We start from the raw sequence: 18,847 nt of genomic DNA on the forward strand, positions 1-18,847 counted from the left end.
CGGGGGCGGTGAACCGCCCCCGCACGCGGTCCTCAGCTCTGGTCGGGGGCGCCGAGCCACTGGGCCAGCGCGGCGCGGACCTCGCCCTGGCCCGGGTCGACGGCGGCCCAGGCGGCGTAGCCGTCGGGGCGGACCAGCAGCACGGTGTCACGCAGCTTGCCGTGCGGGTCGGCCGGCGCGACGGTCTGCAGCCGGCCCGCCCACGGCTCGGCGGCGGGCAGCTGGTCATTGCTGACCAGCACGAACGTGCCCGCGCGCAGTGCCTCGTAGAGCCGCTCGGGCGCGGCCGGCCCGTCCTCCCGGGCCTCCTCCAGGGCGGTCAGCCGCAGGTCCGGCACGCGCCGGCCGGCCAGCGGGTGGGCGTCCTTCGGCGCCGCGTAGCGGATGCCGATCCCGGACACCGTCCGGGCGCCGCGCTCGGCGACCACGTCCAGGTGGTCGGCCAGCGTGGTGAGGGCGCCGCGCAGCACCCGGGTGGGAGCGGACTGGGCGAGGGCGAGCCGGATCAGCGCGCCGGAGGTGCGCAGCACCGACTTGCCGACCGGGTGCCGCTCGGTCTGGTAGGTGTCCAGCAGGGCGTCGGTGGCGTGGCCGCGGACGGCGGCGACGAGCTTCCAGGAGAGGTTGGCGGCGTCCTGGAGGCCGGTGTTCATGCCCTGGCCGCCGGCCGGGGAGTGGCAGTGCGCCGCATCGCCGGCCAGGAAGACCCGGCCGGAGCGGTAGTTCGGCACCTGCCGCTCGTCGCTGTGGAAGGTGGAGCTCCACCGGGCGTCGTGCAGCCCGTAGTCCTCGCCGAGGGCGGTGCGGGTCATCTCGGCGATCCGCTCCAGCGAGGGCGGGGCGCCGTCCGCGTGCTGCTCGGCGCGGTCCCAGGCGATGACCCGGTACCAGCCGTCGCCGAACGGCGCGAGGAAGGCGAAGCCGCCCTCGCCGGCGCCGACGGTCAGCAACTCGTCGGGCGCGCGGTCCAGCCGGACGTCGGCCAGCACGACGGAGTTGACCACCGACTCGCCGGGGAAGGGGATGCCGAGCAGGTCGCGGACGGTGGAGTGGACGCCGTCGGTGCCGACCACGTAGGCGGCCCGGTGGGTCTCGGTGGTGCCGTCCGCGGGCGCCTCCCCGCTGCGGGCGCGGGGGCGGGTCTCGACGGTGACGCCCTCGGCGTCCTGCCGCAGCCCGACCACCTCGGCGCCGCGCAGGAGGGTCGCGCCGGCCTTCAGCGCGCGCTCCTGGAGGAGGCGTTCGGTGTGGTACTGCGGGGTGATCAGGACGAACGGGAAGCGGCTCGGCAGGGCGGCGAGGTCGACCCGGAGCCGGTCGAAGAGCCGCAGCGAGCTGAGCGGGCGGCCGGTGGCGATCAGGTCGTCGGCCAGGCCCCGGGCGTCCAGCAGCTCCAGGCTGCGGGCGTGCACCGCGAAGGCCCGGGTGAGGTTGGACTCGGTGTCGCGCTTCTCCAGGACGGTGACCCGGATCCCGGCGGTGGCGAGGTCCCCGGCCAGCAGCAGGCCGGTCGGTCCGGCCCCGACGATCAGGACGTCGGTGACGGTCTGCTTCGCGGTCATGTGTCAGCTCCCGGTGCTCGGACGGAGGTTGGACGCCGGTCCGGGCGCCCTCCCGGCCTCCATCATCGCTGGCGCGGGCGGGGCTGTGAATTCCCGCGGGACGGAACCGGGCCCCGGCGTGGCACCGCCGGGGCCCGCAACCGGATCGGCTCAGCTGTGGCGGCGGATCTCCACGGTGCGGAACCGGTTGGCGACGAAGGCGCCGTCGCAGTAGGCGGCGTTGGCGGCCGGGTTGGCGCCGGTGCCGTGCAGGTCGGAGAAGGCGGCGGTCTGGTTGGCGTACACGCCGCCGGTGAGGTTGAGCGAGAGCGAGACGCCGGAGTCGAGCGCGGCCTCGACCAGCGCGGCCTCGACCTCGGGCGAGGTGGTGTAGCCGGAGGCGGTCATCGCGCCCTGGGTCCGGACGGTGTCGCGCAGCAGCTCGACCGCGGCGGCGGTGGACTCCACCGCGACGGCGAAGGAGACCGGGCCGAAGCACTCGTCGCGCAGGACCGCGCGGTCGTCCGGCTTGTCGGCGTCCAGCTTGACCAGCGCGGGGGTGCGGACGGTCGCGCCGGGGAACTCCGTGGAGGTCACCACCCGCGGGGCGAGGGCGAGTTCGCCGTACTCGCCGCCGGCCGCGGCGACCGAGCGCTGCAGCACACCGGGGTTGACCACGGCGCCGAGCACGGCCGTGGCGCGGGCGTCGTCGGAGAGCAGGCCCTCGATCGCGCCGGCGAGGTCGGTGACCACCTCGTCGTAGGACTTGGCGCCCTGGTCGGTGTCGATGCCGGTGCGCGGGATCAGCAGGTTCTGCGGGGTGGTGCACATCTGGCCGCTGTAGAGCGAGAGCGAGAAGGCCAGGTTGCCCAGCATGCCCCGGTAGTCGTCGGTGGAGTCGACGACCACGGTGTTCACGCCGGCCTTCTCGGTGTACACCTCGGCCTGGCGCGCGTTCTCCTCCAGCCAGTCGCCGAAGGCGGTCGAGCCGGTGTAGTCGATCAGCTTGACCTCGGGGCGGACGGCGAGCGTCTGGGCGACGGTGCCGCCCTCGTGCTCGGCGGCCAGGCAGACCAGGTTCGGGTCGAAGCCGGCCTCGGCGAGCACCTCGCGGGCGGTCCGCACGGTCAGCGCGAGCGGCAGCACGGCGCGCGGGTGCGGCTTGACCAGCACCGGGTTGCCGGTGGCCAACGAGGCGAACAGACCGGGGTAGCCGTTCCAGGTGGGGAAGGTGTTGCAGCCGATCAGCAGCGCGAGGCCGCGCGGGACGACGGTGAACTCCTTGGTCATCACCAGCGGGTCGCGCTTGCCCTGCGGCTTGGTCCAGCCGGCGCTGGCGGGCAGCCGGGTCTGCTCGGCGTAGGCGTAGGTGACCGCCTCCAGACCGCGGTCCTGGGCGTGCGGGCCGCCGGCCTGGAAGGCCATGCCGTAGGCCTGGCCGGTGGTGTGCATCACCGCGTGCGCGAACTCATGCGAGCGCGCGTTGATCCGGGCCAGGATCTCCAGGCAGACGGCGGCCCGGGCGAGCGGGGTCGCGGCGGCCCAGCCGGGCCGGGCCGCGAGCAGCGCGGCGATCAGCGTGTCCGCGTCGGCGTGCGGGTAGCCGATGCCCATCTCGACGCCGTACGGGGACGCCTCGCCGCCGATCAGGTCGCCGTCGGCCGGGTGGCCGTCGAGGGCGAACGGGAGGTTCAGCAGCGCCTCGAAGGCGGCCTTGCCGTCCGCGGCGCCGCTCTCGCCGTAGGCCTTCGGGAACTCGGGGTAGGGCGACCAGTAGTCGCGGGACGCGGCGGCGGCGAGCGCGGCGTCCAGGGTGGCCTGGTGGCGTTCGACCAGCTCGGCGACGAGGGGGTGGATGACCGCTGCGGACATGGTGTGCGCTCCTCAGAGGGGAGGACGGGACACGTCACAGAGTAACCGAACGATCGGTCGGCTCAAGAGGGTGTGCGGATCGGATCCGGAGAACGCGCAGGGGCGCGTCCGCAGCGGACGCGCCCCCGGGGCGGAGCGGGGTACCGGTCTACGGGATGCCGAGCTCGAAGATGACGTACCCGGCGTACCAGCCGGAGGCGATCGCGCCGGTGCCGAGCACCGTCGCCAGCACCGGCCAGCTCAGCTTGCGCATGGCCACCGCCAGGGCGATCAGCAGCGGGAAGGCCGGGAGCAGGTAGCGCGAGGTGTTGCCGAAGATCCCCAGGCTGCCCAGCACCGAGACGATGGTGGCCAGCGTGTAGGCGGTCAGCACCAGCGGCGGACGCAGCCGGACCAGCAGCACGATCAGCACCGGCAGGGTCAGCACGATCAGGGTGGCCAGCAGGTCGGTCACCGGCCAGGCGAACGGGTAGTCCGAACGGCCCAGCAGGACGCCGCGGATCGCCTCGAAGGTGCCGTGGCCGAAGTCGAAGTAGTGCAGCCAGGCGTCGTGCTGGAGCTTGAAGTAGCCGCCCCACTCGCCCGTCCGCCAGCCCACCCAGCCGACGTAGCCGAGCAGGCCGAGCGGGGCCAGCAGCATCGCGGCCACCGGGCGGGCGACGCCGCTCCCCCGCCGGTACAGCTCGACCAGCGCGGCCAGGCCGACGGCGCCGATCAGGGCCGCCGAGGTCGGCCGGTTGAGGCCGGCGACCAGCGTGATCACACCGGCGGCGATCCACTGCCCGGTCATCACGCAGTAGCAGGCCCAGGCCGCCAGCGCGACGAACAGCGAGTCGGAGTAGAGCGCCCACTCGGCGCCGGAGCCCGGGGCGATCGCCCAGAGCCCGGCCGCGATCACGCCCGCGCGCGGGCCGGCCAGCTGGTCCACCACCGCGTAGATCCCGGCCGCGGCGAACAGCGAGGCCACCACCGAGACCAGCATCCCGGCGCCGTACAGGCCGAGCCCGGTGCCGTCCGAGACCAGCCGCATCAGCCCCGGGTAGAGCGGGAAGAAGGCGGCCGAGTTCTGCTCGACGGTGAAGCCGGGGAGGCCGCCCGGGACGGGGACCAGCGCGGGGTGGTAGCCGAACTGGGCGATCTGCTGGTACCACCAGCCGTCCCAGCTGGCCAGCACGTCCCAGGGGTTCGCGCCGCCGCCGAACCGCGGGTGCTTCTTGACGTAGTCGCCCGAGAAGGAGAGCAGCTTCATGAAGACGGTGAAGCCGATCAGCTTGAGCACCGCGTAGCACCACACGGCCGGCCCGAAGCGCAGGACCAGGGCGCGGCCGCGCTCGCGCCAGTCGGCCCGCGCCGCGTCCCCCGGCTCCTCGCTGCGCTGCTCGGGCACGTCGGAGGCGACTGCCGGTATTGCGCTCATGAGACTGGACCCCACCCTGCTGGCCGTGGACGCTGGTCCGCAGATTCTAGGCCGTCGGCCGCGCCGCTGGTGCGGACCAATGGACCCGGGCGCATCGGGCGCAGCGGGGCCGGGGATACTCGGAGGATGGCCGATCACACCACGCGTACCGCCTACACCGTGGAGTCGCTGCTCGCGGTGACCGTCGACGTCTTCAACGAGCGCGGCTACGACGGCACCTCGATGGAGGACCTCTCCCGGGCGGCCGGGATCTCCAAGTCCTCGATCTACCACCACGTCCGCGGCAAGGAGGAGCTGCTCCGGCTGGCCGTCGGGCGGGCCCTGGACGGGCTCTTCGGCATCCTCGCCGAACCGGGCGCGGTCGAGGGCCCCGCGGTGGAGCGGCTGGAGCACGTGGTGCGGCGCACCGCGGAGGTGCTGCTCACCGAGCTGCCGTACGTCACCCTGCTGCTGCGGGTGCGGGGCAACACCGTGACCGAGCAGTGGGCGCTGGAGCGCCGCCGGGATTTCGACCACCAGGTGGCCGAGCTGCTGAGGGCCGCCGTCGCGGACGGCTCGCTGCGGGCGGACGTCGAGCCGCGGCTGGCCACCCGGCTGCTCTTCGGCATGATCAACTCGATCGTGGAGTGGTACCGGCCCGGCGTGAAGGCGGCCGACGGCGTCGCGGACGCGGTGGTCCACCTGGCCTTCGACGGCCTCCGCGCCCGGTAGCACCGGGAGGGGCCGGGGCCGGAAGGTCCGCGCCAAAGGGCCACCCACCCGTCCCGAAAGGGCACCCGGCTCGGGCCCTCAACGGTCGCCCCGCCCGGGCACTACCCGGTCCCAGGGGACGCCCGCCGGGCCCTCAACGGTCGCCCCGCCCCAGTGCGCCCCGGAGGCGAGCGGGCGCCCAATCAAAGCGGCGGCACCTGGTCGGTCTCCTCGAAGACCAGCATGGTGCGGGTGCCGAGCACCTGGGGGATGGACTGGATGCTGCCCAGCACCAGTTCGCGCAGCGCGTGGTTGTCGGCGGTGTGCACCAGCAGCAGCACGTCGAAGTCTCCGCCCACCAGCGCGATGTGCGCGACGCCGGGCAGCTCCAGCAGTTGCTCGCGGACCGTCCGCCAGGAGTTCTGCACGATCTTCAGGGTGACGTAGGCGGATGCGCCCTGACCTGCCTTTTCGTGGTCCACGCGGGCGGTGAAGCCGCGAATGACGCCGTCCTCGACCATCCTGGATATCCGGGCGTACGCATTCGCCCGGGACACGTGCACCCGCTCGGCCACCGAGCGGATCGAGGCGCGACCGTCCTGCTGCAGCAGCCGCAGGATCGCCCGGTCGACACGGTCGAGTCTGGACGTCTGTTCAGCCGACATGACCCCCCACCCCCACGGATTGGACGCTCTGCCACCAGTCGACCGCCACCCGGGCCGATTGTCCACCACCTTGTCACGCTTCTGGTCAAGATGAACAGACGACCGAACAATCGGTAGGGAGCCCCCGCTACCCCTGGAGGTGCCCGAGATGACCGTTCTCGATCACAGACACCACACGGCGGTGCCCGGTTGGCTGCCCGGGGCGACCGCCCCGCGCAGCGACCCGGCCCCGCTGCTTCCGGACGCCTCACCGGTCCGCGTGCTCGGCACCCCCGAGCTGGAGAAGTACGACCCCGCGCTGCTGCGCGAGCTGTACCGCCGCCTGGTGGTCGGCCGCCGCTACAACCAGCAGGCCACCACCCTCACCAAGCAGGGCCGGCTGGCCGTCTACCCGGCGTCCACCGGCCAGGAGGCCTGCCAGGTCGCCGCCGCGCTGGCGCTCGGCGAGCAGGACTGGCTCTTCCCGAGCTACCGCGACACCCTCGCGGTGGTCTCCCGCGGCGTCGACCCGCTGGAGGCGCTGACCCTGCTGCGCGGCAACGCCCACACCGGCTACGACCCGCTGGCCACCCGGACGGCGCCGCTCTGCACCCCGCTGGCCACCCAGGCCCCGCACGCCGTCGGCCTCGCGCACGCCGCCCGGCTCGGCGGCGACCCGGTGGTCGCGCTGGCGCTGCTCGGCGACGGCGGCACCAGCGAGGGCGACTTCCACGAGGCGCTGAACTTCGCCGCGGTGCTGAATGCCCCGGTGGTCTTCCTGGTCCAGAACAACGGGTACGCGATCTCCGTCCCGCTCACCGCGCAGTCCGCCGCGCCGACGCTCGCCCACAAGGCGGTCGGCTACGGGATACCGGGCCGGCTGGTGGACGGCAACGACGCGCCCGCCGTGCACAGCGTGCTGACCGAGGCGGTCGAGCGGGCCCGGACCGGTGGCGGCCCGACCCTGGTCGAGGCGCTCACCTACCGCGTCGAGGCGCACACCAACGCCGACGACGCCACCCGCTACCGGGACGACACCGAGGTGGCGGCCTGGCGGGAGCACGACCCGGTCCTGCTGATGGAGCGGCACCTGCGCCGGATCGGCCTGCTGGACGACGCCCTGGTGCAGGAGTCGGCGGACGAGGCGGAGGCCTTGGCGGCCCGGATGCGGGCCGAGTTCCACGCCGACGCCGAGCTGGACCCGATGGCGCTGTTCGCCCATGTGTACGCCGAGCCGACCCCGCAACTGCGGGAGCAGGCAGCCCAGTTGTCCGCCGAGCTGGCCGCCGAGGCCGAGGTGCAGCACCCATGAGCAACACCGCCCAACCATCGCCCGCCGCCACCCTCGGCCGGCCCGCCGCGCGACCCGCCCCGGCCGGTCCGCGCACCGCCACCATGGCGCAGGCGCTCAACTCCGCGCTGCGGGACGCCCTGCGCGCGGACCCGGCCGTGCACGTGCTCGGCGAGGACGTCGGCGCGCTCGGCGGCGTCTTCCGGATCACCGACGGCCTGACCGCCGAGTTCGGCGCCGACCGCTGCCTGGACACCCCGCTGGCCGAGGCCGGCATCCTCGGCACCGCGATCGGCATGGCGATGTACGGGCTGCGCCCGGTGGTCGAGATGCAGTTCGACGCCTTCGCGTACCCGGCGCTGGAGCAGCTGTTCTCGCACGTCGCCAAGATGCGCAACCGCACGGCCGGGCGGCTGCCGCTGCCGATCACCGTGCGCATCCCGTACGGCGGCGGCATCGGCGGGGTCGAGCACCACAGCGACGCCTCCGAGGCCTACTACACCAGCACCCCCGGGCTGCACGTGGTCACCCCGGCGACGGTGGCGGACGCCTACGGGCTGCTGCGGGCCTCGATCGCCTCGGACGACCCGGTGGTCTTCCTGGAGCCCAAGCGGCTCTACTGGGGCAAGGCGGAGTTCGACCCGGCGGCGCCGGTCGAGCCGATCGGACGGGCCGTCCTGCGGCGGACCGGGACGTCGGCGGTGCTGATCACCTACGGCCCCTCGCTGCCGGTCTGCCTGGAGGCGGCCGAGGCGGCCAAGGCCGAGGGCTGGGACCTCGCGGTGCTCGATCTGCGCACCCTGGTCCCGTTCGACGACGAGACGGTCTGCCGGGTGGTGCGCTCGCTCGGCCGGGCCGTGGTGGTGCACGAGGCGACCGGCTTCGGCGGCACCGGTGCGGAGATCGCCGCCCGGGTGACCGAGCGCTGCTTCCACCACCTGGCGGCCCCGGTGCTGCGGGTCACCGGCTTCGACATCCCGTACCCGCCGCCGATGCTGGAGCACCACCACCTCCCCGGGGTGGACCGGATCCTGGACGCGGTCGCCCGGCTGCAGTGGGAGGCCTGAGGATGATGCCGGTCGTACGCGAGTTCACGCTGCCCGACCTCGGTGAGGGGCTCACCGGGGCGGAGGTGGTGCGCTGGATGGTCGAGGTCGGTGAGGTGATCGCCGTGGACCAGCCGGTGGTGGAGGTGGAGACCGCCAAGGCGGTGGTCGAGGTGCCCTGCCCGTACGGCGGGGTGGTCACCGCCCGGTACGGCGAGCCGGGCGAGGAGGTGGCGGTCGGCGCGCCGCTGGTGACGGTCGCGGTGTCGCCCGCCGCGGGCGCGCCGTCCCCGTCCGCCGAGGTGGAGCGTCCGCTGGTCGGGTACGGGGTCGCGGAGCCGGACAAGGGCGGCCGGCGCCGCCGGGTCGGGGCTCCGGCCATCGCTCCGGCGCCTGTTCCGGCGGCTGCTCCGACGGCCGTCGCCGCGCCGGTGGCCGTGGTGGCGCCCGCCGCTCCGCCGGCCGTGGCCGTGGCCGTCGCGCCGGTGGTGGTGCCGGTGATCTCGCCGCTGGTCCGGCGGTCGGCCCGGGAGCACGGGATCGATCTGGCGGCACTGACGGGCAGCGGGCCGGACGGTCTGATCATGCGCGCGGACGTCGAACGGGCGATCGCGGCGCTGGCCCCCGGCGGTGCGCCGGCGGCGGTGCCGGTGTCCAACGGGGCGAGCGCGCCGGCCGGGGCCGAGGTGGTGCCGCTGCGCGGTCTGCGCAGGGCGGTGGCCGAGAAGCTCACCCGCAGCCACCGGGAGATCCCGGCGGCGACCTGCTGGGTCGACGCGGACGCCACCGAACTGATGTTGCTGCGAAGGCAGTTGAATGCCACCGCCGGGCCGAAGGTGAGCGTGCTGGCGCTGCTCGCCCGGATCTGCACGGTGGCGCTGGCCCGCTTCCCCGAGCTCAACTCCAGTGTCACCGAGGACGGTTCGGGCATCCTCCGGCACTCCGCGGCGCACCTGGGCTTCGCCGCCCAGGGCGAGCGGGGCCTGGTCGTTCCGGTGGTGCGCGACGCCCAGCGGCTGAGCACCGAGCAACTCGGCGCCGAACTGGCGCGGTTGACCGAGTCGGCCCGGACCGGGGCGCTCACCCCGGCCGAGCTCACGGGTGGGACCTTCACCCTGAACAACTACGGGGTGTTCGGGGTGGACGGCTCCACCCCGATCCTCAACCACCCCGAGGCGGCGATGCTCGGGGTGGGCCGGATCGTCGCCAAACCCTGGGTTCACCAGGGAGAGTTGGCGGTGCGCGAGGTGACCCAGCTGTCGTTCACCTTCGACCACCGGGTCTGCGACGGCGGTACCGCGGGCGGGTTCCTGCGGTTCGTCGCGGACTGCGTCGAGCAACCGGGCATGCTGCTGCGGCAGTTGTGACCGGCGTCCGGGCGGTCGCCTTGGGTGGCTGCCCGGACACCCAGGGCGACCGCAGATCGAGCGAGAGTAGCGCGTACGGGGGGCGGGTGTCCGGCCTTCGCGCGATTTGTCGGATGAGCACTTCGGGCGTGCCACGCTGCCTAGGCGTCAGCAGGAACAAGCCAGGTGGTGGCACAGGCCGGCCGGAGGCGAAACGATTCTCTTGGGTACTCGAAACGTTGCGGTGAAGTCACGCAGAACTCTCCTGGTCCGCACCGGACACGGCTCGGCGGCAGCCGCGGCCGTCCCGGGGATGCCGGACTCCGGCCCGGAGCCGGCCCCGGACACCGTGCCGACCGCGGCGGCGGCCGTCCCGCCGATGCCGCTGGACCCGCCGGACCTCCCGCCGGTCTCCGCCGCCCAGGTGCCGGTGGCTCCGCTCGTCCCGGCCCCCGCCGCGGCGCTGCGGGTGGCGATCCCCGAGCCGCCGGCCCGGCCGCCCGCGATCCCGGCGCCGTCGACGCCCGCCGGGCCGCCGGTGCCCGCGATCGAGCCGCTGTTCACCCGGGCCCCCGGCCTCAACTGGACCGCCGTGGGCGGCGATCCCGCCCGGCCGCCGGTCGCCGCCGTGGCCGGCGGGGCGACCGCAACCGAGCCGGTGCCCGCCGCCGTGTCCGGCCCCGGTCCCGCCGTGTCCGGCCCCGGGTCCGCCGCCGCGCAGCAGCCGCCCACCGCCCGGGACATCGAGCTGATCCGGGCCAGCCTGGCCGTGGTCGAGCCGGTCGCCGACCGGGCCACCGCGCACTTCTACGCGCTGATCTTCCTGCACCACCCCGAGGTCCGCGCGCTCTTCCCGGCCGCCATGGACGTCCAGCGCGACCGGCTCTTCCGCGCGCTGCTGATGGCCGCCCGCAGCGCCGGCGACCCGGAGGGCCTGCGCGGCTACCTGAGCGCCCTGGGGCGCGGCCACCGCCGGTACGGCACCCTGACGGGTCACTACGGGCCGGTGGGGGAATGCCTGGTGGCGGCGCTGGCCCGGTACTCGGGCAGCCGCTGGGACGCCGAGACCGAGCTGGCCTGGCGGCGGGTCTACCGGCTGGTCTCCTCGATCATGATCGAGGCCGCCGAGGATGACGCCCGCACCTCGCCGCCCTGGTGGCAGGCCGAGGTGGTCGGGCACGAGCTGCGCACCCCGGACGTCGCGGTGCTCACCCTCCGCCCCGACCAGGCCTATCCGTACCGGGCCGGGCAGTACACCAGCCTGGAGACGCCCTGGTGGCCGCGGGTCTGGCGGTACTTCTCGTTCGCCTCCGCGCCCCGGCCGGACGGTCTGCTGACCCTCCACGTCAAGGCCGTCCAGGCGGGCTGGGTGAGCAACGCGCTGGTGCACCGGGCCGCACCGGGCTCGGTGCTGCGGCTGGGCCCGGCGGCGGGCACGATGACCGTCGACCACACGTCCGGGGCGGACCTGCTCTGCCTCGGCGGCGGCACCGGGATCGCCCCGATCAAGGCGCTGGTGGAGGAGGTGGCCGAGTACGGCGCGGCGGGCCGCGCGGTGGACGTCTTCTACGGGGCCCGGCGGGCCGCCGAACTCTACGAGCTGGCGGCGCTGCGCGCGCTGGCCGAGCGCCACCGCTGGCTGTCGGTGCACCCGGTGCTGTCCGGGCCGGGGCCGCAGGCCGGTGGTCCGGTGCCGGGCGGCGGAATGCTCACCGGTGAACTGCCCGAGGTGGTCGGCCGGTTCGGACCGTGGGCGGACCGGGAGGCCTTTCTGGGCGGGCCGGCCGCGATGGTGCGGCGCGGCGCCGGGGTGCTGCTGCGGGCCGGGGTGGCGCCCGAGCGGATCCGGCACGACCTGGTCGGCGATCTGGCGGCGGGCTGACCGGGAGCCGGACCGCCCGGCTCCGGCTCCGGCTCCTGCCCTGGGCCCCGGGCCCGTCAGTCGAAGTCGGGGGCGAGCAGGGCCCGGACGCCCTCGATGTTGGCCGCCAGGTACGCCCGCAGGCTGGGCGGGACGACGTTGACCGAGGTGACGCCCTCCCGGGTGAAGGGCACCCGGACCACCTCGTACTCGCCGTTGGGCTCGTCCACCTCCGGCCCGTGCCGGCGGTCGAGGTCCATCGAGGCGAGCCGGCAGACGAAGAAGTGCTGGACCTTGACCCCGTGCGGGTGGAGCAGTGTGCCGTCGTCGTGGTGGGTGTGGCTGATGGTGTCGACGAAGGCGGGGACGAGGTCCACGACCTTGCCGCCGAGCTCCTCGTCCACCTCGCGGTGCAGGGCGTCGGTGACCGTGCGGTCCTCGCTCTCGACCCCGCCGCCGGGGGTGATCCAGTACGGGTGCGGGGAGCCGGGCCGGGTGCGTTTGATCAGCACGATCGAGGCCGGTCCATGGGGATCGGCCGGGTCCAGCTCCAGCAGGATCGCCCGCGCGGTGCGTTTGACGACGGGTCGGGGCGGGGTGCGCATGGCCACCTCCGGGGCTGGAGCGTTGTGCGGGAGTCTCCCGCACGCCGACCGGCCCGAAACTCGGACCTGCTCGGGTGCGTCCGTTCGGGGCGTGTTCACAGCGCCGATGGATCTTGGATAGCCAAGGTGAATGTTCACCTGATCTTCAAAATATCGAACTGATCTCCACCGTTACCTTCAATCCAAAGGAATTTGTCGATCGAACGGCCGGAGAGTGATTGCAGCCGCGCCCGGCCTGTGCTGCGATGAGCGACCAGCCACCCGGCCGGGCAGAACGAGAGGTACTGGCGCCATGCAGCACAGCACAGTCCAGGGTCACCTGGTGATGAGCCTCGTGGTCTCCACCGAGCTCTCCTTCCGCCTCGTGGCCGAGCTGGAGTACGACCCCGCCGACCCGTTCGCGGTCCGCCTCACCTTCCACCTGCCCGGCGACGCCCCGGTCACCTGGGTCTTTGCCCGGGAGCTGCTGTTCGACGGGGTCGGCCGGCCGACGGGCGAGGGCGACGTGCACGTCCACCCGGTCGGCGAGGAGCTCTCGGAGGTCTGCGTCGTGCTGCGCTCCCCCGAAGGACATGCCCGGTTGCGCGCCTGCGCGGCGCCGCTGACCGCCTTCCTCGCGCGGACCGACCGGCTGGTGCCGAGGGGCCGGGAGCTGACCGGCGGGGAGATCGACGCGCAGCTCGCCGAAATCCTCGGAGGCTGCGAGCGGTGACCGGTCGCCCGCCGGCGACGGTGGGACGAAGGGGCCCGCCCCGGTGCGGAACCGGGTGCGGGCCCCTTTCGCGTGCCCGGGCACGCGGACGGCGGCGCGTCGCTCAGTCGTCGTCGCCGAGCGCCAGGTTGAGGCCCCAGGAGACCAGGCTGATGATGAGCGCGCCGAACAGCGCCGCCCAGAAGCCGTCGACGTGGAAGTCCAGGTCGAGCTTGTCCGAGGCCCAGGAGGTCAGCCAGAGCATCAGGGCGTTGATGACGAAGGTGATCAGGCCCAGGGTGAGGATGAACAGCGGCAGCGAGAACAGCTTGACCACGGGCTTGATCAGCCAGTTGACCACGCCGAAGATCAGTGCGACGGCGATCACCGTCAGGGTCTTGCTCTGCCAGTCGTCGCCGGTCAGCGTGATCCCGGAGACGATCCAGGCGGCCACCCAGATGGCGGCCGCGTTGATAAGTGTCTTGATGACGAAACCCTTCATGGGGCCAGCGTCCCAGGCCGGTCGGGGCGGGGGAAGCGCCCGACCGGCATGTTTGGTGTTGAATGCCCCCTGGACCCGGGCCAAGGACGAGGAGGGGGCACCCCCGATGAAGCTGTTCCGGCTGGACGAACTCGACGCCGAGCGCGCCGCCAACGACGGTGCCTATCTGCGCTTCCTGCGCGAGCCGCGGATGTCCGCCGGGCTCTACGCGCTCTCCCCCGGCGCCACCGACCCGCAGACCGCGCACGCCCAGGACGAGATCTACCAGGTGGTCAGCGGCCGGGCCGAGTTGACCGTCGGGAACGAGACCACCACGGTGGCCCGCGGCACCGTGGTCTACGTCCCGGCGGGAGTGCCGCACCGGTTCCACCACGTCACCGAGGAGTTGCGGGTCCTGGTGGTGTTCTCCCCGCCGGAGGACTGACGGCCGGGGCCCGCGGCGGTCCGGCTAGGGTCGGGGCATGAGCCTGAGCCTGACGGAAGAACTCTGGGCGGCGATCGAGCCGATCTACGCCGAGATCCTCGACCACCCCTTCATCGGCGGCCTCACCGACGGCACCCTGCCGCGCGAGGCGTTCCGCCACTTCGTCGTCCAGGACTCGCACTACCTGCGCGACTACGCCCGCGCGCTTGCCGTCTGCGCCGCCAAGGCGCCCGGCGAGGAGGACGTGCGGGCCTTCGCGGACGACGCGGTCGGCGCGCTGGCGGCCGAGCAGGGCATGCACGCGGAGTTCATGACGGCCTTCGGCGCCGACGCCGAACAGGCCGCCGCCGAGCCGGTGCTGCCCACCACCCGGGCCTACACCAGCTACCTGCTGGCCACGGTGTACGGCGGCTCCTTCGCGGAGGCGGTCGGCGCCGTGCTGCCCTGCTACTGGATCTACGCCCGGGTCGGCGACCGGCTGCTGGCCGAGGGCTCCCCCGACCCGCTCTACGCCAAGTGGATCGCCACCTACGGCGACGAGGCCTTCCAGTCCGTGGTGCGCCGCGTCCTCGCGCTGGCCGACCGGCTCGGCGAGGAGATCTCCCCGGCCGAACGCCGCCGGGTGGTGGAGCACTTCACCACCACCTCGCGGTACGAGTGGATGTTCTGGGACGCCGCCTGGCGCGGCGAGACCTGGCCGGTCTGACACCCTACGGGGCCGGCGTCCGGGCCGTTCCCCCGAGCCTTCCCGGGGCCTTCCCGGGTGCCCTTTCGGGCGTCCTCCCCCGGGTCTCCCCGGGGGCCGGAGTAGGGGTGATCTCCGGGTTCTCTCCGGGCCATCGGCCCTCGTTCCGACCCGTGCGTCACCGTACGATCGAAGTATCGAAGCAAGCGGGATGCGGCACCGGACGGCAGCCGGCCCGAGGGGAGAGAAGGAACGGACATGGCTGAGTTCTGGAAGTCGCTGCCCTCGTGGGTGCGCAACATCGTCGTTCCGGTGCTGGTGCTGATCCTGGCCTGGAACATCATCGGATTCGTCTTCGGCGTGGTGGGCGCGCTGCTGAGCCTGGTCATCAAGCTGCTGGTGGTGGTGGGCATCGCGGCCGCCGTGGTGATCCTGGTGAAGAAGGCCGCCAGGAGCTGAGCCGCCGGTCCCGGACGCCCGTACCCCCTCGGGGGTGCGGGCGTCAGTCGTCGGCGGACGCGCCCCGGGCGGCGGCGGTGGCCCGGTCGAGCAGCAGGACGGTGTCGAGGTCCCAGAGCGGCCGCCAGTGCTGGGTCCGGGACCGGCCGAGGTCGAGGGTGACGCCGGTGGCGAGCTGGTCGACCGCGTACGGGGTCAGCCCGGGGACGCGGCCGGTCCGGGCGGCCAGCCGGGCGAGCGGCGCCGGCACGTGGCCGATCCGGGCCCGCACGCCGTGCGCGGCGAGCACCCGGCGGACGGCGTCGTCGCGCCGGTAGTGCCGGTCGTCGGCGATGTTGTACGCGCCGGGCGTCCAGGCGCGGCCGCCGGTCAGGCCCAGGGCGGCCAGGCAGGCGTCGGCGAGGTTCTGCACGGCGGTCAGGCTGATCCGGACGTCGCCGCCGGGGAGCAGCAGCAGTCCGTGCCGCACCCGTGCCAGCAGTTGGGGCGCGAGGTGCGGATCGCCCGGCCCGTAGACGGCGCGTGGGCGAAGGACGACGGCGCCCGCCTCCAGCGCGAGCCGTTCGGCGGCCGCCTTGGTGCGCCCGTAGGCGTTGAGGTGGCCGCCCTCGGTGGGGTGGTGCTCCATGATCCAGGAGCGGCCGATCCGGGGGTCGTAGACGCTGGCGCTGCTCACCTGGACCACCGGACGGCCGGCGGCGGCGCGCAGCAGCCGTGCGGTACCGGTGACGTTCACGGCGTACTGCCCGGCCTCGCCGGCGGAGCCCCGGGGGAGGTCGGCGACGGCCGCGGCGCAGTGCACCACCAGGTCGGCGCCGGTCAGGTCGGGGTCGCCGGTGGTGGCGTCCCAGTGGACGTGGCGGCCGACCGGGCCGGGGGACCGGCCGTAGCAGAGCACGTCGAGGCCCAGCGCGGCGGCGGCGAGGGCGACGTGCGAGCCGCAGAAGCCGCCGGCGCCGGTGACGGCTATCCGCATCGGGACTCCTCAGGCCGCTCGGGTGTCGTGGGACGGGCCGCCCCGGGCTCCGGTGCGCGCCGGACGGTGAGCTCCGCGTAGCCCGGGAGCGCGGACCGCCGGTCGACCCGGGCCCGGACGACCACCGGGCGGTGCGGGGCCAGCGCGAGCAGCACGTCCGTGAGCAGGGCCCGGGCGAGGCCGGCGCCCGGGCAGGCGTGCGGGCCGGCGCCGAAGACGGCCTGGGTGGCGGCCGGGCCGGGGGCCGGTCCGGTCCGGTGGGCCCCGGCGGCGTGCCGGGCGACCAGGACCAGGCGGTCGCCGGCCCGGACGGGGCAGCCGGCCAGCGTGGCGTCGGCGGCGGTGACCCGGGGGAGCAGTGGCGAGGGCGCGGTCAGCCGGAGGAGTTCGGCGGCCAGGCCGGGGGCCGTCCCGGCGTCCACCCCGGTCCAGAGGCCGGCGTCGGCGCACCAGGCGGCGGCCCGGGGCAGGGCGGCGACGGAGGTGGTGACGGCGGCGACGGTGAGCATCGCGTCGAGCGGGTCCGGGAGCAGCGCGGTGAGGTCGGCCGCCCTGGCGGCGGCGGTGGCTCCGGCCCTCCGGCGGCCGGGCAGCCGAGGGCCGGGCAGGTGGTCCCGGGCGGTGGCCGCGGCGGCGGCGGCGCAGGCCTGGGCGAGGGTGCGCGGGTCGGCGCCGGAGCCGGTCAGCGCGGCCGCCGTCACTCCGGCCAACTCCTCTGCCAGGGTGACGAGTTCGAGTGGCCCGGTGGCCAGTTCGGGGACGCGTTCGGCGAGCACGGCCTGCCAGTGCGGGCGGATCCGGTCGAGTGCTCCGGTGCCGAGGTCGGCCGCCACCGCCCGTCGCGCGGCGCGGTGCCGGGCGCCCTCCTGGTCGAACAGCAGCCCCCCGCCGCTGAGTCGGGCGGCGGCCCCGCCGGTGGTACCGGCCGCGGTGCGGTCGAGCGGGACGCGGGTGAGCGCCTCGCGGTAGGCCTCGGTGCCGTGGACCAGGACGGTTCGGCCGAGCCGGACGACCGGGCGGCGGCGGGTGAGGCAGAGCAGCGCGAACAGCACGGGGTGGCTGCGCAGGTAGACCCGGCGGTCGCGGCGGCGCGCGGCCCGGTCGGCGGCGGGTGCGTGGGCGGCGGGTGCGTGGGTGGGCGTGGGGCCGGGCGTCGGGGTGGGTGCGCGGGCGGGCGCGGGGGCGGGTGCGCGGCCGGTGCCGCGGTCGGTGGTCATGCGGACAGCTCCCGGGCGCAGTGGGCGGCGGCCGCCGCCCGGTCGGGCTTGCGGGAGCGCCCGGCCAGCGGGACCTCCCCGAACAGCACGGCGTCCGGCCGGGCGCCGCCCATCCGGTCGAGCGGGCCCCTCAGGGCGGCGCGCAGCCGCCGCGGATCGGCGCCGGGACGTGGCTGGACGAGGGCCACCAGCCGTTCGTCGCCCGGCGCGCCGGCGGCCGGGACCCCGACCAGGACGGCGAGTTCGACGTCCGGCAGGTGCAGCGCGGGCTCGTACAGGCCCGGGTAGATGTTCTCGGCCCGGCGCAGCACCATGTCCTTCAGCCGCCCGGCGAGCACGATCCGGCCGTCCGGGGCGAGGGTGGCCCGGTCGCCGGTGCGGACCCAGGGGTCGGGTTCCTCGCCGAGGTAGCGGTGCCGGGCGCCCGGGCCGGTGAGCAGGAGCTCGCCCTCCGGGGTGAGGCCGGTGCGCACCCCGGGCAGCGGTGCGCCGACCAGGTCCCCGGGCCCGGTGTGGGCGCTCTTCCCGGTCTCTTCGACGGCGGCGGCCGGGAACAGCTCGGTGAGTGCGTACACGCCCCAGGCCTGGTCGGCGCCGGCCTGCTTGACCCGGCGCAGCAGGGCGGCGTCGGCGGGCGCGGAGCCGGTCCAGACCCGGCCGTGGAAGCGGGCCCCGGCGCCGAGCGCGGCGCGCAGGGCGGGCGGGGTGAGGTAGGTCTGGGCCGGTGCCAGCCGGGCGAGTTGGCCGGCCAGCGCCCGCGGGCGCCGGGCCGGCAGGGCGACGGCGGCGCCGGCCGCCAGCGCGGGCACCAGGACGAAGAAGGTGCCGCCGAGCACGGTGCTGCCCGGGCGGGGGTCGACCAGGTCGGTGACGGTGCGCAGACCGGCCGCCAGGCCCTCGCGGGTGTGCACGACGGCGCGCGGGCGGGCGGTGGTGCCGGAGGTGAAGACGATCACCGCGTCGGTGTCCGCGCCGCCGTCGCGGGGCACGGGCGCGGCGCCGCCGGTGACCGCGAGCCGGGGGGCGCAGCCGGGCAGCCGGCGGCCCAGGGTGGCGACCGGGCCGAGCGCCGACAGCCGGGGCAGTGCGAGGTCGGCGCGGCGGGCCAGCGGTCCGGCCCAGCCCGCCACCGCCTGGGCGGCGGCGTCGGCGAGCACGAGGTCCGGCCGGGCCAGGGCGAGCCGGGCGGCCAGCACGTCCGGCCCGGCGGTCGGGTCGAGGACGGCGGCGCGCAGGCCGAGCCGGTGGGCGGCGAGCAGGACGGCGAGCGCCCGGGGGCCGGGGCGGACGGCGACGCCGAGGGTGGCGCCGGGGCCGAGGCCGCAGGCGTGCAGGGCGGCGGCGTAGCGGTCGGCCAGGTCGGCGAGTTCGCCGCGGCGGATCAGGACCCTGGTACCGCCGGTGCGGCCGCGGCCCAGGACGGCGGGCCGGTCGGGGTGGACGGTGCGCAGGGCGTGGGCGAGCCGGTCGAGCACGGGGCCCTCCTCGACGGGGTTGCGGTGGTCGGTTCTCCGGGCGCTCGGTTCTCCGGGCGCCCGGTTCCGGGGTGCGCGGTCAGCGGGTGCGCGGTTCCCCGGGCG

Annotated in this window: 18 protein-coding genes; 9 read left to right on the forward strand and 9 right to left on the reverse strand. The window is 75.1% G+C overall.

Features of this window, described 5'->3' with window-relative positions:
- Window positions 1–32: 32 nt before the first annotated feature.
- From ACIF6L_RS04415 to ACIF6L_RS04425, 3 genes are all read right to left on the reverse strand, one after another.
- Window positions 33–1,562 (reverse strand): FAD-dependent monooxygenase, encoded by a 1,530-nt coding sequence (locus ACIF6L_RS04415; RefSeq protein ID WP_396486099.1) that lies wholly within the window; start codon window positions 1,560–1,562, stop codon window positions 33–35.
- 150 nt (window positions 1,563–1,712) lie between these two features.
- The gene (paaN, locus tag ACIF6L_RS04420; protein WP_396486100.1) at window positions 1,713–3,413 is read right to left on the reverse strand and encodes a phenylacetic acid degradation protein PaaN; all 1,701 of its coding nucleotides are present in this window, start codon (window positions 3,411–3,413) and stop codon (window positions 1,713–1,715) included.
- A gap of 148 nt (window positions 3,414–3,561) precedes the next feature.
- Window positions 3,562–4,830, reverse strand: coding sequence for a hypothetical protein (locus ACIF6L_RS04425; RefSeq protein ID WP_329488848.1), 1,269 nt, complete (start codon window positions 4,828–4,830; stop codon window positions 3,562–3,564).
- Window positions 4,831–4,956: 126 nt separating this feature from the next.
- Between ACIF6L_RS04425 and ACIF6L_RS04430 the strand changes: the two genes are divergently transcribed.
- Window positions 4,957–5,541 carry a TetR/AcrR family transcriptional regulator gene (locus ACIF6L_RS04430; protein ID WP_329488849.1) on the forward strand — a complete coding sequence of 195 codons (585 nt, stop codon included), beginning with the start codon at window positions 4,957–4,959 and terminating at the stop codon, window positions 5,539–5,541.
- A 182-nt stretch (window positions 5,542–5,723) separates the two neighbouring features.
- On the opposite strand, the gene ACIF6L_RS04435 is transcribed toward ACIF6L_RS04430, so the two are convergent.
- On the reverse strand, window positions 5,724–6,185 hold the full coding sequence (locus ACIF6L_RS04435; RefSeq protein WP_329488850.1) for an Lrp/AsnC family transcriptional regulator: 462 nt from the start codon (window positions 6,183–6,185) through the stop codon (window positions 5,724–5,726).
- 148 nt (window positions 6,186–6,333) lie between these two features.
- Between ACIF6L_RS04435 and pdhA the strand changes: the two genes are divergently transcribed.
- From pdhA to ACIF6L_RS04455, 4 genes are all read left to right on the forward strand, one after another.
- On the forward strand, window positions 6,334–7,476 hold the full coding sequence (pdhA, locus tag ACIF6L_RS04440) for a pyruvate dehydrogenase (acetyl-transferring) E1 component subunit alpha (protein ID WP_359805842.1): 1,143 nt from the start codon (window positions 6,334–6,336) through the stop codon (window positions 7,474–7,476).
- Between the two features lie 83 nt (window positions 7,477–7,559).
- The gene (locus ACIF6L_RS04445) at window positions 7,560–8,522 is read left to right on the forward strand and encodes an alpha-ketoacid dehydrogenase subunit beta (protein WP_329492182.1); all 963 of its coding nucleotides are present in this window, start codon (window positions 7,560–7,562) and stop codon (window positions 8,520–8,522) included.
- Window positions 8,523–8,527: 5 nt separating this feature from the next.
- Entirely contained in the window at window positions 8,528–9,868 is a 1,341-nt protein-coding gene (locus tag ACIF6L_RS04450) for a dihydrolipoamide acetyltransferase family protein (RefSeq protein WP_396486187.1), read from the forward strand.
- Between the two features lie 223 nt (window positions 9,869–10,091).
- Window positions 10,092–11,729 (forward strand): globin domain-containing protein, encoded by a 1,638-nt coding sequence (locus ACIF6L_RS04455; RefSeq protein ID WP_396486101.1) that lies wholly within the window; start codon window positions 10,092–10,094, stop codon window positions 11,727–11,729.
- 56 nt (window positions 11,730–11,785) lie between these two features.
- Here the strand turns inward: ACIF6L_RS04455 and ACIF6L_RS04460 are convergent, their stop codons facing one another.
- The gene (locus ACIF6L_RS04460; RefSeq protein ID WP_329488853.1) at window positions 11,786–12,313 is read right to left on the reverse strand and encodes an NUDIX hydrolase; all 528 of its coding nucleotides are present in this window, start codon (window positions 12,311–12,313) and stop codon (window positions 11,786–11,788) included.
- A gap of 292 nt (window positions 12,314–12,605) precedes the next feature.
- Here ACIF6L_RS04460 and ACIF6L_RS04465 point away from each other — a divergent pair, with 292 nt between their 5' ends.
- Entirely contained in the window at window positions 12,606–13,025 is a 420-nt protein-coding gene (locus ACIF6L_RS04465; protein WP_396486102.1) for an SsgA family sporulation/cell division regulator, read from the forward strand.
- A gap of 103 nt (window positions 13,026–13,128) precedes the next feature.
- On the opposite strand, the gene ACIF6L_RS04470 is transcribed toward ACIF6L_RS04465, so the two are convergent.
- On the reverse strand, window positions 13,129–13,506 hold the full coding sequence (locus ACIF6L_RS04470; RefSeq protein ID WP_329488855.1) for a phage holin family protein: 378 nt from the start codon (window positions 13,504–13,506) through the stop codon (window positions 13,129–13,131).
- 106 nt (window positions 13,507–13,612) lie between these two features.
- On the opposite strand from ACIF6L_RS04470, the gene ACIF6L_RS04475 reads away from it, so the two are divergent.
- From ACIF6L_RS04475 to ACIF6L_RS04485, 3 genes are all read left to right on the forward strand, one after another.
- Window positions 13,613–13,930 (forward strand): cupin domain-containing protein, encoded by a 318-nt coding sequence (locus ACIF6L_RS04475; protein WP_329488856.1) that lies wholly within the window; start codon window positions 13,613–13,615, stop codon window positions 13,928–13,930.
- Window positions 13,931–13,967: 37 nt separating this feature from the next.
- Window positions 13,968–14,636, forward strand: a complete 669-nt coding sequence (gene tenA, locus ACIF6L_RS04480; RefSeq protein ID WP_352295008.1) for a thiaminase II — start codon at window positions 13,968–13,970, stop codon at window positions 14,634–14,636.
- Between the two features lie 237 nt (window positions 14,637–14,873).
- Window positions 14,874–15,074 carry a DUF5326 family protein gene (locus ACIF6L_RS04485; RefSeq protein WP_329488858.1) on the forward strand — a complete coding sequence of 67 codons (201 nt, stop codon included), beginning with the start codon at window positions 14,874–14,876 and terminating at the stop codon, window positions 15,072–15,074.
- A 43-nt stretch (window positions 15,075–15,117) separates the two neighbouring features.
- Here the strand turns inward: ACIF6L_RS04485 and ACIF6L_RS04490 are convergent, their stop codons facing one another.
- Genes ACIF6L_RS04490 through ACIF6L_RS04500 form a run of 3 tightly spaced genes read right to left on the reverse strand, consistent with a single transcriptional unit; the run spans window position 15,118 to window position 18,742 of the window.
- Complete coding sequence (locus ACIF6L_RS04490) at window positions 15,118–16,050, reverse strand: NAD-dependent epimerase/dehydratase family protein (protein ID WP_396486103.1); 933 nt, start codon at window positions 16,048–16,050, stop codon at window positions 15,118–15,120.
- Window positions 16,041–17,267, reverse strand: coding sequence for a cytochrome P450 (locus ACIF6L_RS04495; protein ID WP_396486104.1), 1,227 nt, complete (start codon window positions 17,265–17,267; stop codon window positions 16,041–16,043). Before ACIF6L_RS04495 ends, ACIF6L_RS04490 begins: the two co-directional genes overlap by 10 nt.
- Window positions 17,264–18,742: a class I adenylate-forming enzyme family protein gene (locus tag ACIF6L_RS04500; RefSeq protein WP_396486105.1), complete on the reverse strand. Its 1,479-nt coding sequence runs from the start codon at window positions 18,740–18,742 to the stop codon at window positions 17,264–17,266. The genes ACIF6L_RS04495 and ACIF6L_RS04500 overlap by 4 nt, the downstream gene beginning before the upstream one ends.
- Between the last annotated feature and the right edge of the window lie 105 nt (window positions 18,743–18,847).

Origin of the sequence: Kitasatospora sp. NPDC086009, assembly GCF_044540385.1 — a bacterium.
Classification (GTDB): Bacteria; Actinomycetota; Actinomycetes; order Streptomycetales; family Streptomycetaceae; genus Kitasatospora.

What these genes read in the sequence shown, in the direction of transcription:
- ACIF6L_RS04475 (WP_329488856.1), top strand. Translation starts at nt 13,613, where the DNA reads ATGAAGCTGTTCCGGCTGGACGAACTCGACGCCGAGCGCGCCGCCAAC.
- ACIF6L_RS04470 (WP_329488855.1), bottom strand. Translation starts at nt 13,506, where the DNA reads ATGAAGGGTTTCGTCATCAAGACACTTATCAACGCGGCCGCCATCTGG.
- pdhA (WP_359805842.1), top strand. Translation starts at nt 6,334, where the DNA reads ATGACCGTTCTCGATCACAGACACCACACGGCGGTGCCCGGTTGGCTG.
- ACIF6L_RS04490 (WP_396486103.1), bottom strand. Translation starts at nt 16,050, where the DNA reads ATGCGGATAGCCGTCACCGGCGCCGGCGGCTTCTGCGGCTCGCACGTC.
- ACIF6L_RS04415 (WP_396486099.1), bottom strand. Translation starts at nt 1,562, where the DNA reads ATGACCGCGAAGCAGACCGTCACCGACGTCCTGATCGTCGGGGCCGGA.
- paaN (WP_396486100.1), bottom strand. Translation starts at nt 3,413, where the DNA reads ATGTCCGCAGCGGTCATCCACCCCCTCGTCGCCGAGCTGGTCGAACGC.
- ACIF6L_RS04435 (WP_329488850.1), bottom strand. Translation starts at nt 6,185, where the DNA reads ATGTCGGCTGAACAGACGTCCAGACTCGACCGTGTCGACCGGGCGATC.
- ACIF6L_RS04465 (WP_396486102.1), top strand. Translation starts at nt 12,606, where the DNA reads ATGCAGCACAGCACAGTCCAGGGTCACCTGGTGATGAGCCTCGTGGTC.
- ACIF6L_RS04445 (WP_329492182.1), top strand. Translation starts at nt 7,560, where the DNA reads ATGGCGCAGGCGCTCAACTCCGCGCTGCGGGACGCCCTGCGCGCGGAC.
- ACIF6L_RS04425 (WP_329488848.1), bottom strand. Translation starts at nt 4,830, where the DNA reads ATGAGCGCAATACCGGCAGTCGCCTCCGACGTGCCCGAGCAGCGCAGC.
- ACIF6L_RS04460 (WP_329488853.1), bottom strand. Translation starts at nt 12,313, where the DNA reads ATGCGCACCCCGCCCCGACCCGTCGTCAAACGCACCGCGCGGGCGATC.
- ACIF6L_RS04450 (WP_396486187.1), top strand. Translation starts at nt 8,528, where the DNA reads ATGCCGGTCGTACGCGAGTTCACGCTGCCCGACCTCGGTGAGGGGCTC.
- ACIF6L_RS04430 (WP_329488849.1), top strand. Translation starts at nt 4,957, where the DNA reads ATGGCCGATCACACCACGCGTACCGCCTACACCGTGGAGTCGCTGCTC.
- ACIF6L_RS04485 (WP_329488858.1), top strand. Translation starts at nt 14,874, where the DNA reads ATGGCTGAGTTCTGGAAGTCGCTGCCCTCGTGGGTGCGCAACATCGTC.
- tenA (WP_352295008.1), top strand. Translation starts at nt 13,968, where the DNA reads ATGAGCCTGAGCCTGACGGAAGAACTCTGGGCGGCGATCGAGCCGATC.
- ACIF6L_RS04495 (WP_396486104.1), bottom strand. Translation starts at nt 17,267, where the DNA reads ATGACCACCGACCGCGGCACCGGCCGCGCACCCGCCCCCGCGCCCGCC.